Origin of the sequence: Bradyrhizobium sp. ERR14 (assembly GCF_014198235.1) — a bacterium.
Lineage (GTDB): Bacteria > Pseudomonadota > Alphaproteobacteria > Rhizobiales > Xanthobacteraceae > Bradyrhizobium.
The window spans coordinates 198,533-212,958 of sequence record NZ_JACIHD010000008.1 but is presented as its reverse complement, the minus strand read 5'-3'; the positions used below and the strand labels follow the sequence as shown (position 1 = coordinate 212,958).

Sequence of the window (14,426 nt, the reverse complement as noted above, 5' to 3'; positions counted from 1 at the left end):
TGATGGACGGCGTCTGGGTGGTGAACAGGGTGGTGGTGGCACTCGCGGCGCCGACCGTCGCCGTGGCCGCGCTGGTTGCGTTCTCGGCGGTGCCGAGCTGGTCGGTGTAGGTGGCATTCACGCGGATCCGCTTGCCCACCAGGCTGCTGTCGAGGGTGAGGCTCGCGGTGGTGGCGGACAGATTCGTCCAGGTGGTGCCGTCGGGGCTGCTCTGCCAGCGATAGGTGATGCTCGCCGGGACGCCGTCGGGATCGGCGACGCTGGCCGTCAGCGTCTGGTTCTGGGTCGCCGTGCCGCTGATCGTGACGACGCCGGCGTCGTTGACATTGGCCACTTTCGTGGCGGTCGCGGCGCTCACCGGGGTCTCGCTGCTGCCCAGGGAGTCCGTGTAGACGGCGTTGACACGTATGAAGCTGCCGACCAGGGACTGCCCGAGAGTCAGTGTGCTCGCCGTCGCGCCCGTGATGTTGGTCCACGAGTTGCCGTTCGTGCTTCGCTGCCATTGATAGGTGATGTTGGCTGGCACGCCATCGGCATCGCTCACCGTCGCGGTCAAGGTCTGGTTCTGCGTCGGCGTCCCGCTGACGCTCACCGTGCCGGGGTGGTTGTTGGGGTTGGTCACGCTCGCAGCGAACACGACGTCGCGGAAGTAGTTTGCATTCTGATAGACGTTGGTCGGGAAGACGCCCTCGGTATAGTCGAAGACGCCGGCGCCGACCGGCGCGTTCAGGCCGCCATTGCTGATGCCGGACGCGAAGCCCTGCGTGGTGGAGACGTAGTAGCTGTTGATATTGACCGAGACCACGTAGGTCGTGCCGGCCGCGATGGTGAGCGGCGTGGCGAGGGTCGCCTGCTGCCAGCCCGACGCGCCTTCGTTGGTGAACGTGACAGTCGCCAGCTCCTGGCCCGTTGCCGACCAGATGTGGCCGACATGGCTGCCGGTCTCGTTCGAGGCCTTGTAGTACCGGATCGCCTGGATCGTGCCGGGCGTGCTGGCGGTGAAGCGCATCCCCAGCTCATAATCCGCGCCTGTCCCGTCGGTGGCGTTGGTGATGGACGGCGTCTGGGTGGTGAACAAACTGGCCATTTTGTTCTCCCGCGTAAGTCGATTCCTGCACTCGGTGATTTAATGGAAGGCAAAGTTAAATAAATTATATATTTATTTGTCTCATCTTTTATTCCGCTTGTGAAGCAACCAGCGTGTGCACGGATCTCAATTTCTCTTGAAGGGTGTGTTCGCTGCTGGCCTCAGCGCATGAACAACTGCCTGGTGGGGCTTCGCGCTGGAGGTTTCGGGAAGCGGCACCGCGTACGCCGGCAGTTCGGGGCGCAAGACACCAAAAGCGGGTGGCGCGCCGCGTATTCCCGCGTTCTACCTTCGCCGTCCAGCTCTTATGGCTCCATCCGTTTCGCGATCAGATCGGCGAACTCACCCAGGGTCCGCGCCGCCTCGACCTCGCCCACGCGGAATCGTACGCGAAACTTCTGCTCGACGGCGATGACGAGCGAGATCTGCATGAGCGAGTCCCACTCCTCGACGTCCGCCGCCGAGAGCTCGGGCTTGGCTGCGACCTTATCGAGGAAGATGCCGTCGAATACCTCCTGCAACTTCGCCAGTACTTCAGCCTGCTTCATAAGCCCTCCGGGTTACGCGTATCTTTGTCGACCGAATCTGATACTTCCCCACCTCGAGCTCGAACTCTTTTCGGGCGGCGGAGTCTTCCGTACACACGAATCCAAACGCCTCGTAGATTCCGGCGACCATCCCGTTCTTGGCTGTCGGAAGATAGATGCCGCGCACTTTTGCGCAGCCGGCGACCTCTGCAATCCGAAAAATCTCAATCATGATCTCGTCCTCAACTTGGCGCTTGAGCACGCGGCAGCTCATGAGCCAGGTGTCGATCACGAAGACGCCGTCCTCGACCTTTGCAATGACCACGGAGATGAGCCCGGAATCACCGAACCGGTCCTCGAGCCGCATCGTGAAGCACCGGTAGTCCGGTCTGCTCAGGAGCCCCTGGATCTCGGTTTCGGAGCGACGGACCGTCGTCAGGTTGAATTGGTTGCTGCGCGCGATCAGCTGGGCAATGCGGGGCAGGTCGAGCGCGTCGAACTCCTTGATCGTAGCCCGCATCTCGAGCGAGGCGAGGTAGGCTGGCATGTCGGTCACGCTCGCCGCCAGCTCCGTACGTCGCCGTTCCTGCCTGTACTGCGCCGTCCGCCCGAGATCCTCCTCCGTGACGGTCCGCGGCTCGAAATGGCGTCCGGCCTGGAGGCGGCCGATGAACTCGGCGGGGTCCGGCCCGAGGAGCACGCCTTCGACCAGGGGCTGAAACTGGCGCACGATCTCGATTTCCGCCGGGTTGTCGTCGGCGAAGACGAAGCTGTCCAGGCCGAGGTGCAGTTCATCCGCGATCCGCTGCAAATTGTCGGACTTCGGGTCCCAATTGGCTTTGAAGGCCGCGAAATGCTCCAGGCGGAGAACCATCTCGGGATGCTTCTCGAAGACCTCGACCGCGCGCGCATGGTCGTTCTTGCTGCAGACCGCGAGCAGCACGCCGCGCTCGGAAAGCGCAAGAAGGTATTTCTGGAAGGCCTTGAAGGCTTCGCCGCGGGGCGAGGAGTCGCCGAGCTCGATTCCCTCGATGCCGTCCTCCGCGATCACACCGCCCCAGAGCGTGTGATCGAGATCGAGCACCAGCACCTTCTTGGGGCCTTGCTTACGGGAGGCGATCAGATGGCTGAGCTCTTGCGCGACATCCACCAGAAAATCAGGTGAGCCGAGCTGCTTCGATTCATACCACGCTCGCGCATCCTCCGCGGCCGTGATCCCTCGGCGTGCCGAGAGGAACTCGACGTCGCAGATTTGCACCTCGGCTGGCGCCCGGAGCCCGAGCTCGAGGTTCACCGCTTTGCGGAAACTCCAATCGGCGCCAAGCGTGCGTGAACGGAACGAGCCGAGCCCGAGCTCGGCAGGCAGCGCAAGATTGGCGAGAATTACCGCCGCCCCCGAACGTGCGATGAAGGTCCGCGCCAGGCTGAGGAGGTGCTCCGCGGCGCCAACTGCAGCTTCGCGCTGGCTTTCCATGGCATCGAGCAGCGAGCCGGAAAACCGGCAGCGGCTTCCGTTCGGCAGAATGAAGGCGATATCCGGCTTGAAGGCGTACAGCGGGCTCGAGTCGTCGAGGACCTCCGAGACGAAATTATCGTACTCGCCGAGAAAGCGTTCGCACGCGACGCCGCGAACGGCCAGGAGATGCTCGACCAGTTCGTGCAACGGATAAAGGTTGTAGCCGCCGATCAAGGCAAGGCGGAGTCTTGGCTGGACACTCTCGGCCGCGTGCAGCTTGGCCTTTTTTCGAAGCGTCGACAGAAAAAACAGTTCGGAAAAGCTCATCGCGTGCCGCGAGCGGACGGCGAGATGTCCCCAGAACGCGGCATCGCCGGACAGCGCCATGGACTTGAGTTCGGCGTCATTCACAGGTCGGTCCGGCAAGACGGGTGCAGCAGCGAGAATAGCGAGTCTCCCCAGCGAAGGCGGCATCATTTGATTGTCCGCTAAATTAAATCATGATAGAGGTTGGGTCAATTAAATATATTTAAATTTGTTAAATTGGGATGGCGTAGATAAATGACGGCGCATGCGGAACTGGGACCATCGAGCTCGGACACGCTTTTCACCAAGGCTGAGAATCTGAAGCGGCTTCCCGAAGGGAACAACTTGGTCCTCCGGGAGGTCAGGCTGGACGATTCGGCGCAAATCATCGCCTGGCGGAATGACCCCGTGCTCGGCAAGTTCATGGGGCGAGAAAAGCTGACTTTAGCCCGGCAGGAAGAGTTTTTCCGAAGCTACCAGAGCAGGGCGGACGACTATTATTTCATTGCCGAGTTCAAGCGTTCGCGAAAACCGGCCGGCAGCATCGCGATTGCGAACCTGGATTTCGCAACGAAGCGCGGCGAGGTGGCGCGGTTGATCGTCGATCCGGGCGCGCGGCTCTTTCTGGCCGAGATCTTCGATCTGCTGCTCGCGTTTGCGTTCGTGCAGCTGGGGCTTTCGGCCGTCGTCGCCAACGTGCAAAGCCGGAACGGGCCGGCGAAGAACTTCCATGTTCGCCTTGGATTCCAGATCGACGAGATCGCGCCGAACGCTTGGTGGAACGGCGACGACGTGATTACATTTCGGATGTCGCGTGAGGATTATCCGCGGTTAAAGCAAGCCTGGTCGGCGCTGCTCCTCGATGCCAGGGAAAGTTAGCTTCCGCGCGGCTGGCCGGAGAGCGGCAGCGGTGCATCGCGCTTCCGGAGGCGACGGATTTCACGCCCGAACTGGGTGTTGTCCGTCCCCGAGGGCACCTCGCGGACAGCGCGTGGACCATGGACACTTGCGTCTTGGTGCGCTGGCAGGGGAAAGAGGACTGGCAGATGGAGTTGCATTTTCATCATTTGGGAATGGCGTGCCGGAATATCGCAACGGAGTTGCCGGAGCTCGCGACGACTGGCTACCGTCCTGAAGGACCAATCTTCGAGGATCCGATCCAGCAGGTTCGGATTCAGTTCGTGTCGGGCGGCGGTCCGCGCCTGGAACTCATCGAGCCGGCCAGCCCACAATCGCCCGTGATGGGCGTTCTGAAGCGCGGCAGCAAATTCTATCATCTTGCTTACGAAGTGGCCCGCTTCGACGACGCGATCGCTCACTTCAGGGAGCGGCAGTATCTTCCCGTATCGTCACCCGCGCCCGCCGTCGCGTTCGACATGCGTCGCATCGTGTTTCTCGCCTCCGCGACGCTCACGCTCATCGAGCTCATCGAGGCGGGGATCGGGCGTGAATCGGCGAAAGCTCGATCGGGGCTGAGCGACGATTTGCGCGACTCCGTCAGATGAAACTGGTCTACTGCGCCGCACCCACTCAGCAGCGCGGAGGCCGCCTGCCTGCAGTCTCACGATCGGTTCAGGGCCAATCTCCGACAGGAGGATGCCCATGTGCCCCGATGCCGGAGGCGCTGTTGGCCAAACGCCCAATCCATTTGCTGACAATACGGTCCGATCCATATCGCCCCAAAACTGCACGACAATGGCACCAGCGGGGACGCAAGCAGCGAGGTGCGTCGCTTCCGGCGAACCGATGCGGGGCTCAGCCGCTGGTCGCAGCGCGACGATGACTGCATCCCACTCGTCGCGATACATGGCCTGGGCGTCGTCGAAGGTGTCCACGCTCGCTCCAGAGTTCGCCAGACCAGCGCGGAGCGAGCCAACAAAATCATTGTCGCACAGCACAGCAATGCGATTCTTGTAAACGGATAAGCCGCAATCGTGGAGTTGCTTCACGCACAGCGGACCGAGAAACGAGAAGACATCGACTGACGGGTGGCGTTCGTTCACGCCGACGATGGGAATTCCGCGCCGCAAGCATGCTTCCATGTCGAGGTCCTCGGGGCGAAATTCCCAGGTCTCAAACATCAAGGCGATGACGGCGTCCCTCGGTAATTTATCAATGAGCGCAGCGGTAAGGGGCCGAAGATGGCCGCTGTTCGTTACAATATCGGTTTGCTGGAGGATGTCCGGGGTGATCTGCTCCAAGACGTCGATGCGATCGGCCACGCCGACCGAATCTGCAAGCTCTAGCGTCTGTTGCCTGGCATCGGCTGCTGTGCCGTGCCGTGTAGCTTTCGTGAAGGCATAGACGTGCCTGGCTCCGGCCATGGCCGCAAGGACGGCTGTCACGGCGTAGGCCCCGGTCGCGGCCTCAGTGAGAACTGTTAGTTCAGAGAGGTCCAGGAGTGTTCCCGCAAGGGCTCGGCTCATCAGGCCACCGAGACGCGGCAATGAGAATCCTGGTCGCAAGGGCGTATCGAAGCCGGATCGCAATTGCCTGAACGCTGCTCCGGCCTCGGTTGCTGTCATGAACTGCCTTTCGCTTTGCCACCTTGGGAACAACGCGCGTAAATATATGGTCGAGTTTGGCTGAGCCCCTGCGCGCCGAACGGACTTTATGAGTGAAGTTGATTGCAAGTTAAATAATATATTTATTATAATAATAAATCTATTTATTAATGTCAATAATGTGCAGCGGTGCACCTCAAGGACGCGACCGCAGCGCCTCAATCAGCACCTTAGCCATGGTACAACGTGGTGGAGAACTCGGTAATTTGAAATTGTTGAATTAACAAATTTAATTTGCCGTAGATCCAATTTCGGTCTATTTTTGCTGACCGACGATTGCAGGATAACGCTGATGACCCACCTCGACCCCGCCAGTGAAGATCGTCGCGAGTTCTTGAAGAGCTGTGGAAAATTTGCAGCCGTCACACCTCCGACTATGACGCTGTTGCTGTCCACCTCGCTGACCTCCACCGCCATCGCCAGTTCCGGCGGTCGAATTGTGCAGGGCAACAATGGCTACGGCAACAACGGTGGCGATGGCAGCCCCAATGGGAAACCGGATGGCAACCGCTAAAGGCAAAGGAAGCCTCACCGTCCCGAGCGCACGTCCGAGAATCGGAGGCTCAGCCGGTCCGGCGGCGCCTTTGGGCCGACGAGCGGTCGATTAGGAGATCATTTAGCTTCTTACCGGCTCGAAGCTGCGCTTTCAGCCAGCGGGGCTGTTTGCCGCGACCGGACCAGGTCTCGGCCGGGTCCTTCGGGTTCTGGTATTTCGGCAACACCGGGGGGTAGGGGCGGCGCGGCCGTTCCCCGTTCGGGGACGAAACGGCGGTCCCCTCAATTTTGCGCAGCCGCTCTTCAAGCTTGGCCTTTTCCGCGGTCATCCTCCGACTGAGAACGGTCGTGACCTCATCGTAAAGCCGCCACAGCTCGGCCGTGGTCGAGTTGGCCCAGTCACTCTTCTCCATGGAAGCCGTCCCCAGCTACTTCCGAACCGAATCAAGAGCGGGCATTATCAGGACATAGCAGGGTTGGGCAAGCGCGATCCGGGCGCGTGGCGGCGCTCGTGTGCAGCGCAGTACCTAGTGCTAGCGGTTGAGACTGTATCTCCGACCGGGCGGTCGCTTCCTAAACGCCCTCCGTCCGTGGGCTCGTCGTTTGGGCGCGAGCAATCGCTCCTCTGCTTTCAATACGCGACTACGTAAGTTCTGCAATTCGGTGAATTGAACGACGAGGGCCTTATGTGTTTGACGCAAAACTGCCGAAGAATACATGTGAACACCTACTCATTGCTAACGACGCCCGTGCTAATCATTGAATTTGCTGAATTATCGAAATTTGGCTTCAAACGCAGTACTGGACTTCCAGCGGTACTACATGTGCCACGATCAACCGCGGCCTTGTTCTGTTACCAGCCATTGCTTTGATGAATAGTAATACTTTTCTCGCCTCCCTTCCCAGAGCGAGGGCGTTCACGAACGGCCTCGCTTCAATGAAACTTCGTCGAATGTTAGATTTGAATCGTGAATGTCCCTATATATCGTTCGTAATATTCGGCTCTAACTAAGTTAGTTGGATATTGACCATAATAGCGACTCGCCCCCTTAGTACGCCGATGACATTCCTGGCGAGAATTTTCAGATTGAAACCATCACAAATTGTAGTCGGAATGTCATTATCCTCGCAGAATTCGCGGTTTCGAATTTTGGGTCGAGCACCGCATTCTTACGGTGCTGCACGCATTCTCTGGGCGAGTTACGATAGTGTGGCCATCGAGCGTTGCCGTCAGGTGCTGTCTCCGATCTAAGACCTGCGACATTATTGACGGAGCTGGCTGGCTATAACCCGCGTGTCTCAAAAGGAAGGTGGGATTAAACGGCCGCAAGGGGGGTTGTTAGCAACAGGCAAGGGAAGCATGCGCCGCATCAGAATTGTTATCGCTGATCGACACCCGATCGTCTTGCAAGGGATTAGGAGCGTTCTTGCGGCGCAGCGTGATTTTGCGGTCGTTGCTTCCTGCGGCGATGGCGCAAGCTGTATCGAGGCAATTCGATTTCTTGCACCGGACGTGGCGCTTGTCGATGCTGCACTGCCCGACTTCAGTCGACAGCAGATCCTCGCTCGTCCAAACGCCGTCGGCGCACGCGCTCCGGTAATCTTCTTCACCGGTATCACGGGCGACAGTGAGTTAAAAAGGCTGACCTTGGACGGCGCCTGCATCGTCCTCTCGAAGGATTCGGATGTGGAGATGCTGGTCGCAACCCTGCGGAAAGCTGCCCAGGGCCAAGCTGCGGCCTCGCCGAGCACTGGGCACATCAGCGAGGACGACCTCGCCGGTGTGAAGCCCCTGACGCAACTAACGGACCGGGAGCGGCAGATCATGCGGCTCGTATCGGAGGGGCTATCGAACAAGGAGATTGGGCGTCGGTTGAATCTTGCCGACGGTACGATCAAGGTCCACCTTCATCATATCTTCCAGAAGCTGGAAATCAGCAATCGTACGGTTCTCGCAGCATTGGCGATCTCGCGAAGGGAGCTGCATGCAGCGCCAGATGAGCCGGATTCCCCTAATCTGTTGCGTCAGGATCCCGCCAGCGCGAATTGACGGGTACGTCTGGCGCGCGTTCGGGAGCTTGCGCGAGGGGCGGCCTATCGCGGTGCCAGATGCTCAATCATGTTGAGGCAGGCCCCTTCGGCCTCGGACAACGTTCGAAAGGGCGAGCCGCCAATCTTGATTGCGGCTTGGTTGATGTGGAGCGGACGCCAACTCGCCAGGTAGCCGAAGCGTCCGTGAAAGCCCGGACCTCCCGGGCTTTCGAAACTGATCACGAACGAGAAGCCGTGGCTGCTCGCACTCCAGATCTCCATGTCCCGGACGCACCGATAGAATTGCAGTGGCATCGCAGTGATCCATTGTAACCGGGCCCCCGCCCGGTGGTTAATTAATTTAACTAAATTAAATGTCGGGAGGCAACTCAAATCGGTGCGTCGGGCAAGTGTGCTCGGAAAATCGGGGGAAGCGCGGCAAATTGCCGAGTTTCGGTTCCGAGCATGCGCACGTTCAGCAACCTCTCGCCAGGTAAAGAAAATTCTTGGTTGAAAATCTATTTAATATATAATAATAATCTAAATACCGTTTTAAATCGAGGAGGCGCATCGTGACCCGGGACGGCAACGAGGATGACGACCGGCGGGAGTTTTTGAAGACCTGCGGAAGATTTGCAGCCGTGACGCCCCCTGCCATGACGCTGCTTCTGTCCACCTCCCTGACCTCAAAAGCCATTGCCCGTTCGGGCGGCCTGCACGGGCCGAGGCAAAGCGACAGCGGCCAGTCGTTCTTCGACAATGATCGGTCGTCCGCGGCCGCCCCGGGGGGCTCCAGCGGCGGATCATCAGGGGGTGGGGGAGCATCTGGTGGTAGCTCTGCTGGATCTTCTCGTGCCGGAGGGACATCCGGCGGCGGGGCTGGCGGTAGCGGCGGGGCCGGTGCTGGCGGAGGCAATGCAAAAGGGCCCTTCGCAACCGGCGGCGGCTCTGGAATTCCAAGTGCAGATGGTGGGGTCGATTGCGCAGAAGAAGACGAGGAAAAGCGCAAGGCCGATTGCCCCGCAGCTAGTACTCAAATTTCCAGCGCAACCCAATCCAGCCGGTAAGACCTTCTCATCCCATGAATGAGCTCGATGGGCTGCCGTGCGGCCAAGCCGGGCCGGGGCCTTGTGCTCCGACAGGTCAAACGCGAGGCCGAAAGCATATCTGGCCAGCCGAGCGGCCTCCCGGGAGACTCGGTCAGGAGGCGTGTCATGAATACCCGCATTCGAGCGCAGAATCCTGCGGCCCTTCTTCGAGAGCGTCTCGAAGCGCTTGTCGCTCAGCTCGCAGAACTCGAGAAGCTCAGAGACCGGGTAGGTCGAGAAGAGAATCGTCAGCGCAAGCTGCGCAAGGGGGACAGTCCCCCATGTCGAGCTCGGACCGCGGGCAGTCGTTCCAGCTTCGCACAGGCGAAGCTCATGCCCGTGCTGCTTGGTTTCAATAAATCGCGGTGTTGTAGCGAGCGTCCCAAAGCAAATGGATGACCGAAGCGGTGCGTGCGGATGGCTCGGGAAAGCGAACCGGCCTACGAGCCTGTCCCGGCTATTCGGCTACCGGGTGAGCGGGGGTGCCGCGCTGGAGCCCCAGGGATGAGCCCGACCGCGCCGTGCGAGACTATCCGATCGATTCTGCGGCTCATGACCTTGTAGCACTCGCATGCCACGGCTTCGAGCCGCGGCCGATCAATCTCGAGCTGGCCGCGCCGACTGGATTTCAGCGCTCTTGACGCGCGCATTGTGCACACGACATGCGTGACGGTGGTGCGGCGAACGCCGAGCAACTCCGACAATGTTTCTTGCGTCAGCGGGAGCAGGTCACCTTCATTCGCACGATCGTGGATGTGGAGAAGCCAGCGCGCTAAGCGCGCTTCGACGGAATGCAGCGCATTGCAGGCCGCCACGTGCTGGAGCTGCGTCAACAACGACATCGTGAAGACCTGCACCATGGATGCGATTGCGGGGCTGCGATGCTGGGCTGCCAGGAATTGCGCAGGCGAGATCTGCAGCGCGGCCCCGGATAGGCGGACGACCGCAGTCGCGGGTGCGGCGGATGCGCCAAATGCTGACGTCAAACCCACAGCGCCCTCATGCCCGATTATCGCCGTGGCAACTGTCTGCCCGTTCGGCAGCTCCGTGATCGCGGCGATCGCGCCGCTGAGGGGGAAGAGAAGATGTTCGATCCGATCGCCCGATCGGATGAGCACGGAATTGCGTTCGATCACGACTTTCCGCAGATGAGGCGCTAGCAAAGCAAAATCCGCTGGCGGCAACGCTGCTAACAAACGATTACCAATTCTAGTCGCATGGTCCATCATGGGATTGGCTCCCGACGGATACTCGGCACTAGAACTCATGCCGATGTGTTGAGCTGCTCTGCGGCGTGCAGCTCAACAGCAAGCCAACCGACCACCGCAGATATGGTTCCCATGCTCGATGGCGCGTGCGGGCGGCCCGACAATCGCATGCCGCGACGTAGGCATATGGCCCACTGATATCCGCGTTGAAGACGCTGAAGGCGTATCTTCCTTCGACATGCCATCGCTAAGGAGTGGCACGCAACGGGCTCCCAACGACGCGTTCGTACGGGAACGCCGGCTTTGCACTGCAAGGCCAACACGTGACCCAACGCGGGCTTGGATCGCGCCGCGGGTCTAGTGGCTGGGACTGCAGTCCAGCTCCTTGATCCTCCCGGTAACGTCAAACGAGAAGAGCGCACTCATGACACCACTCTTGGTGACGTACGAGATAATGGTCCCGTCGTGCGAGGGATTGAGATCGTTCAATGTACCCGCCGGATATTCTCGGAGGCGATCAATCCAATAGGCACGAAGTGCCTCGTGGCCGGTAACGGTCTTGACGCCCCCGCAGCCGCAGCGAACCACGGCACCTTCGGCATACATTTCTAAGATCGCCTCGATGTCGCCCGCGCGGTAAGCGTCAAGCCAGTCAATCGCAATGGCCATTGGGTCAAATGATATATTTCTCACCTAAATACCATAAAAGCTTGCGATTTTGGGTCATTTTTAAGTCGCTAGGCTCTCTTTTTCCCTACTCTATTACCCTCTTTCCCTATTCTATTAATTGTATTTTAATAATCCCGCTTGGCCCCGGCCATATGCCGAAGTACATAGATGGCCGGGCCGAGGCAGAGTTCCATGTTAGACGTGTCTGTGAAGCAGAGACGGATCCGGCTTCTGATCGTAGATCGACAACCGATCGTTCTACAGGGACTGAAGTCGGTATTCGGGGCGCAGCAGGACTTCGACGTTGTCGCATCATGCAGCGATGGGACAAGGTGCCTCGAAGCAATTCGGAATTTGACACCCGACGTCACGCTTGTTGCTGACAACCTGCCAGATCTGACGGTACCCGAGATCCTCGCGATTGCGAAAGCTGAGAATCTCTCCACGCGCTTGGTGTTGTTTACCGAATCCGAAGCAGATCACGATCTGGCCGCAGCTATTGCTGCTGGCGCCTCCAGCGCAATCTCGAAGCATGCTTCCTCGGCCACTATGCTGCGATTACTGCGGCTGATGACAGAGCGCAGCGTGTCGCCCGAGCAATCCGATCTCTTTCCAGCCGGCGAGGGAACTGACGGCGGCGGCAAAATTGAAACGATGCTGGAGCTGTTGACGCACCGGGAACGTCAAATTGTACAGCTAGTCTCAGAAGGAATGTCGAATAAGGAGATCGCGCGCCAGCTAAACGTTTCCCCAGGGACAGTCAAAGTACACCTGTACAACATATTTCAGAAGCTTGAAATTACCAACAGAACTGTGCTCGCTACCCTCGCGTTGTTGCAGCGCCCGTCCGGTTTCGGCCTGCCTGCGCTGGCGTTTCTGGCGTTCGCAATTGCGGACGAACTCAAGGCGTCGGAAGCGAACGATGTGGATCCGGATGACGATGGCGCCGGTCGCGCTGGAGAGCATGCCGAATATGAGCCCTGGAAAAGAGCTATTCTCCGACACCTCGTGCTCTGGGACTCCGGCGAGACGCCCACCGAGAGGGACCTCTTCGCCAAGGCGAGCCTGGTCGCGAACCCGACGGCGGCAATGGAAGGGCTGCGCCCGGCTGAGCAATCCGTAGGCTCCAAACCATGGAAAGACTACGGCCCAGTTGGATCGAGCACGCCCAATCTTCCTACGCCATTACTGCGGGGAAGCAGCGACACACAGATCGTTGGTGACCCGACTGCGGAACATCAATTCCCGCGGCTTGCGTCCACGCCGACGTTGACTCACGGAGGGTATGGCACCTTCGCCACTCTGACCGGTGCGTTGATCTACGCACTGAACGACCCCCATCTTGCCGTGCAATCGCATGACCCGGGCAAAGCGCCGATCGACAGCTTCGTGGTGGTCACCGGCGAGAATGCGAACACAAAACTGGCCGCAATAACCGATGCTGATACCAATGATGTAGACGGCTCGCCTCCGGCTTTCCCTTTGCACGATTTGCGCCTGCCTGCCGCGCTTGTGACCACCGGCGACGAACGCGTCGCTGGAGAAGGCACTTCGAGCCAAATGAGCCATGGCGCTGCGGATGACAACCTGCAGGAACCTCTTGGCTCACTGGGCTCTGGTCGCGGTGCCGGTATTGGCGGAGATGGCCGCGATCAACTGATGGGCGGCAACGTTGGCGAAAACGTTGTTTTTCGCTCCCCGATCGATTCCCATTCGACCTCTTCCCACTCCGGCTTCGATTTCGCATCTGGATCGAGCAGGATCAATCTTGCCGCTTTCGGAGCGCTTGCCTGGCTCCATATGACAGCAGCAAGCAAGTCTATACCGCCGCATACCCTCGCTTGGATCTACAATCCCGCAACCAACGAAACGATCGTCTACGTGAATCCGACCGATCGGACTCTTGATGTCGGGGACCGGGGCCTGCTGGAAATCCATCTGCAGGGGATCGTCTCCATTGCAGAGGCGGATTTCGCCGGCCAGCCGGAAGGCACGTTTGTCGCGATCACCTTGGAGCAGCTCGAAGAAGCGCTGACATCGGCGACCGCAACCGAAGCTGTTCTGGATGCGGACAGTACCCACATAATTATCGGGACGAGCGAGAGCACACTCGGAGCCGCTGCAGTCTGGAACACTCTTGCCGATGACGGCCTGAGGTTCGAATTCGGGCAGGCTCGGACCGGCTTAGGGGGAGCGACCAGGTTCAGAACCTTCACTAGCGATTCGGTGAATACAACGGATGAGAACGATGATGGGTCCGCCCCGTCGGCTCATGTATCACCGATCGTGCTTGCTCATAGCGCGACGGTGACGGCAGTTGAAAATCTCACATCGAAGAATGAGCCGATCAACGGGGGCTCTAGCACCGAAGCGGGCGGTAGTTCACAGCACGCTTCGGAGCCAGGGTCTGCAAAGGCGGCAGCGGAGTTGTCTGAAGCTGGCATCATACGGGGAAATGGCGTCGGCAATGACAACGAACATCATCCCCCCGCTTCGGACGCTTCGCGAGGGTCAGCGAAGACGGCAGAAGCCGATGGTGTGGAGCACGGCAATTCGGGGCACTCAAGCTCTGCAAAACCACCGGAAGCAGCCGACCCTGGTGAGCCAGGCCTTGGTAGCCCGGGCCGCGGTAACTCCCAGCACGCTTCGAAGCCACCGGAGCTGACTGAAGCTGGCTTCATACGGGCAAATGGCGTCGGCAATGACAACGAGCATCATCCCCCCGCTTCGGACGCTTCGCGAGGGTCAGCGAAGACGGCAGAACCAGATGGTGTGGAACATGGCAATTCGGGGCAATCAAGCTCTGCAAAGCCACCGGAAGCAGCCGACCCTGGTGAGCCAGGCCTTGGTAGCCCGGGCCGCGGTAACTCCCAGCACGCTTCGAAGCCACCGGAGTTGACTGAAGCTGGCTTCATGCGGGCAAATGGCGTCGGCAATGACAACGAGCATCATCCCCCCGCTTCGGACGCTTCGCGAGGGTCAGCGAAGACGGCAG

12 protein-coding genes and 2 pseudogenes are annotated in these 14,426 nt (G+C 59.6%); 7 read left to right on the top strand and 7 right to left on the bottom strand.

What is annotated here, in order from left to right:
• From GGD62_RS23335 to GGD62_RS23325, 3 genes are all read right to left on the bottom strand, one after another.
• Window positions 1-1,087 (bottom strand): DUF4082 domain-containing protein (locus GGD62_RS23335; protein ID WP_183710405.1); only part of this gene is annotated, 1,087 nt, incomplete at its 3' end.
• A gap of 305 nt (window positions 1,088-1,392) precedes the next feature.
• A complete protein-coding gene (locus GGD62_RS23330) occupies window positions 1,393-1,635 on the bottom strand; it encodes an acyl carrier protein (RefSeq protein ID WP_038946211.1) in 243 nt (80 codons plus the stop codon).
• On the bottom strand, window positions 1,622-3,481 hold the full coding sequence (locus tag GGD62_RS23325) for an HAD-IIIC family phosphatase (RefSeq protein WP_312014280.1): 1,860 nt from the start codon (window positions 3,479-3,481) through the stop codon (window positions 1,622-1,624). Before GGD62_RS23325 ends, GGD62_RS23330 begins: the two co-directional genes overlap by 14 nt.
• A gap of 150 nt (window positions 3,482-3,631) precedes the next feature.
• Here GGD62_RS23325 and GGD62_RS23320 point away from each other — a divergent pair, with 150 nt between their 5' ends.
• The gene (locus GGD62_RS23320) at window positions 3,632-4,255 is read left to right on the top strand and encodes a GNAT family N-acetyltransferase (protein ID WP_246783304.1); all 624 of its coding nucleotides are present in this window, start codon (window positions 3,632-3,634) and stop codon (window positions 4,253-4,255) included.
• Between the two features lie 119 nt (window positions 4,256-4,374).
• Window positions 4,375-4,710: pseudogene (locus GGD62_RS41875) on the top strand (VOC family protein); the annotation flags it as partial.
• 15 nt (window positions 4,711-4,725) lie between these two features.
• Here the strand turns inward: GGD62_RS41875 and GGD62_RS23310 are convergent.
• Entirely contained in the window at window positions 4,726-5,901 is a 1,176-nt protein-coding gene (locus GGD62_RS23310) for a hypothetical protein (protein WP_246800250.1), read from the bottom strand.
• A 331-nt stretch (window positions 5,902-6,232) separates the two neighbouring features.
• On the opposite strand from GGD62_RS23310, the gene GGD62_RS23305 reads away from it, so the two are divergent.
• The gene (locus GGD62_RS23305) at window positions 6,233-6,454 is read left to right on the top strand and encodes a hypothetical protein (RefSeq protein WP_026202269.1); all 222 of its coding nucleotides are present in this window, start codon (window positions 6,233-6,235) and stop codon (window positions 6,452-6,454) included.
• A 49-nt stretch (window positions 6,455-6,503) separates the two neighbouring features.
• Here GGD62_RS23305 and GGD62_RS23300 read toward each other — a convergent pair whose 3' ends face one another.
• Window positions 6,504-6,848 carry an H-NS family nucleoid-associated regulatory protein gene (locus GGD62_RS23300; protein ID WP_179731073.1) on the bottom strand — a complete coding sequence of 115 codons (345 nt, stop codon included), beginning with the start codon at window positions 6,846-6,848 and terminating at the stop codon, window positions 6,504-6,506.
• 947 nt (window positions 6,849-7,795) lie between these two features.
• On the opposite strand from GGD62_RS23300, the gene GGD62_RS23295 reads away from it, so the two are divergent.
• The 3 genes and pseudogenes from GGD62_RS23295 to GGD62_RS23290 all read left to right on the top strand — a co-directional run bounded on the left by GGD62_RS23295 (window position 7,796) and on the right by GGD62_RS23290 (window position 9,555).
• Window positions 7,796-8,485, top strand: a complete 690-nt coding sequence (locus tag GGD62_RS23295; RefSeq protein ID WP_049814957.1) for a response regulator transcription factor — start codon at window positions 7,796-7,798, stop codon at window positions 8,483-8,485.
• A 550-nt stretch (window positions 8,486-9,035) separates the two neighbouring features.
• Window positions 9,036-9,392 (top strand): annotated as a pseudogene (locus GGD62_RS41870) (hypothetical protein); the annotation flags it as partial.
• Window positions 9,295-9,555, top strand: a complete 261-nt coding sequence (locus GGD62_RS23290; protein WP_183710401.1) for a hypothetical protein — start codon at window positions 9,295-9,297, stop codon at window positions 9,553-9,555. The pseudogene GGD62_RS41870 and the gene GGD62_RS23290, both read left to right, overlap by 98 nt.
• A 439-nt stretch (window positions 9,556-9,994) precedes the next feature.
• Here the strand turns inward: GGD62_RS23290 and GGD62_RS23285 are convergent, their stop codons facing one another.
• Together GGD62_RS23285 and GGD62_RS23280 are read right to left on the bottom strand one after the other, a co-directional pair.
• Complete coding sequence (locus tag GGD62_RS23285; RefSeq protein ID WP_018319900.1) at window positions 9,995-10,783, bottom strand: Crp/Fnr family transcriptional regulator; 789 nt, start codon at window positions 10,781-10,783, stop codon at window positions 9,995-9,997.
• A 336-nt stretch (window positions 10,784-11,119) separates the two neighbouring features.
• Window positions 11,120-11,431: a nuclear transport factor 2 family protein gene (locus tag GGD62_RS23280; protein WP_018319901.1), complete on the bottom strand. Its 312-nt coding sequence runs from the start codon at window positions 11,429-11,431 to the stop codon at window positions 11,120-11,122.
• 168 nt (window positions 11,432-11,599) lie between these two features.
• Here GGD62_RS23280 and GGD62_RS23275 point away from each other — a divergent pair.
• Window positions 11,600-14,426, top strand: a 2,827-nt coding sequence (locus GGD62_RS23275) for a LuxR C-terminal-related transcriptional regulator (RefSeq protein WP_312014279.1), incomplete at its 3' end; no start/stop codon positions are given.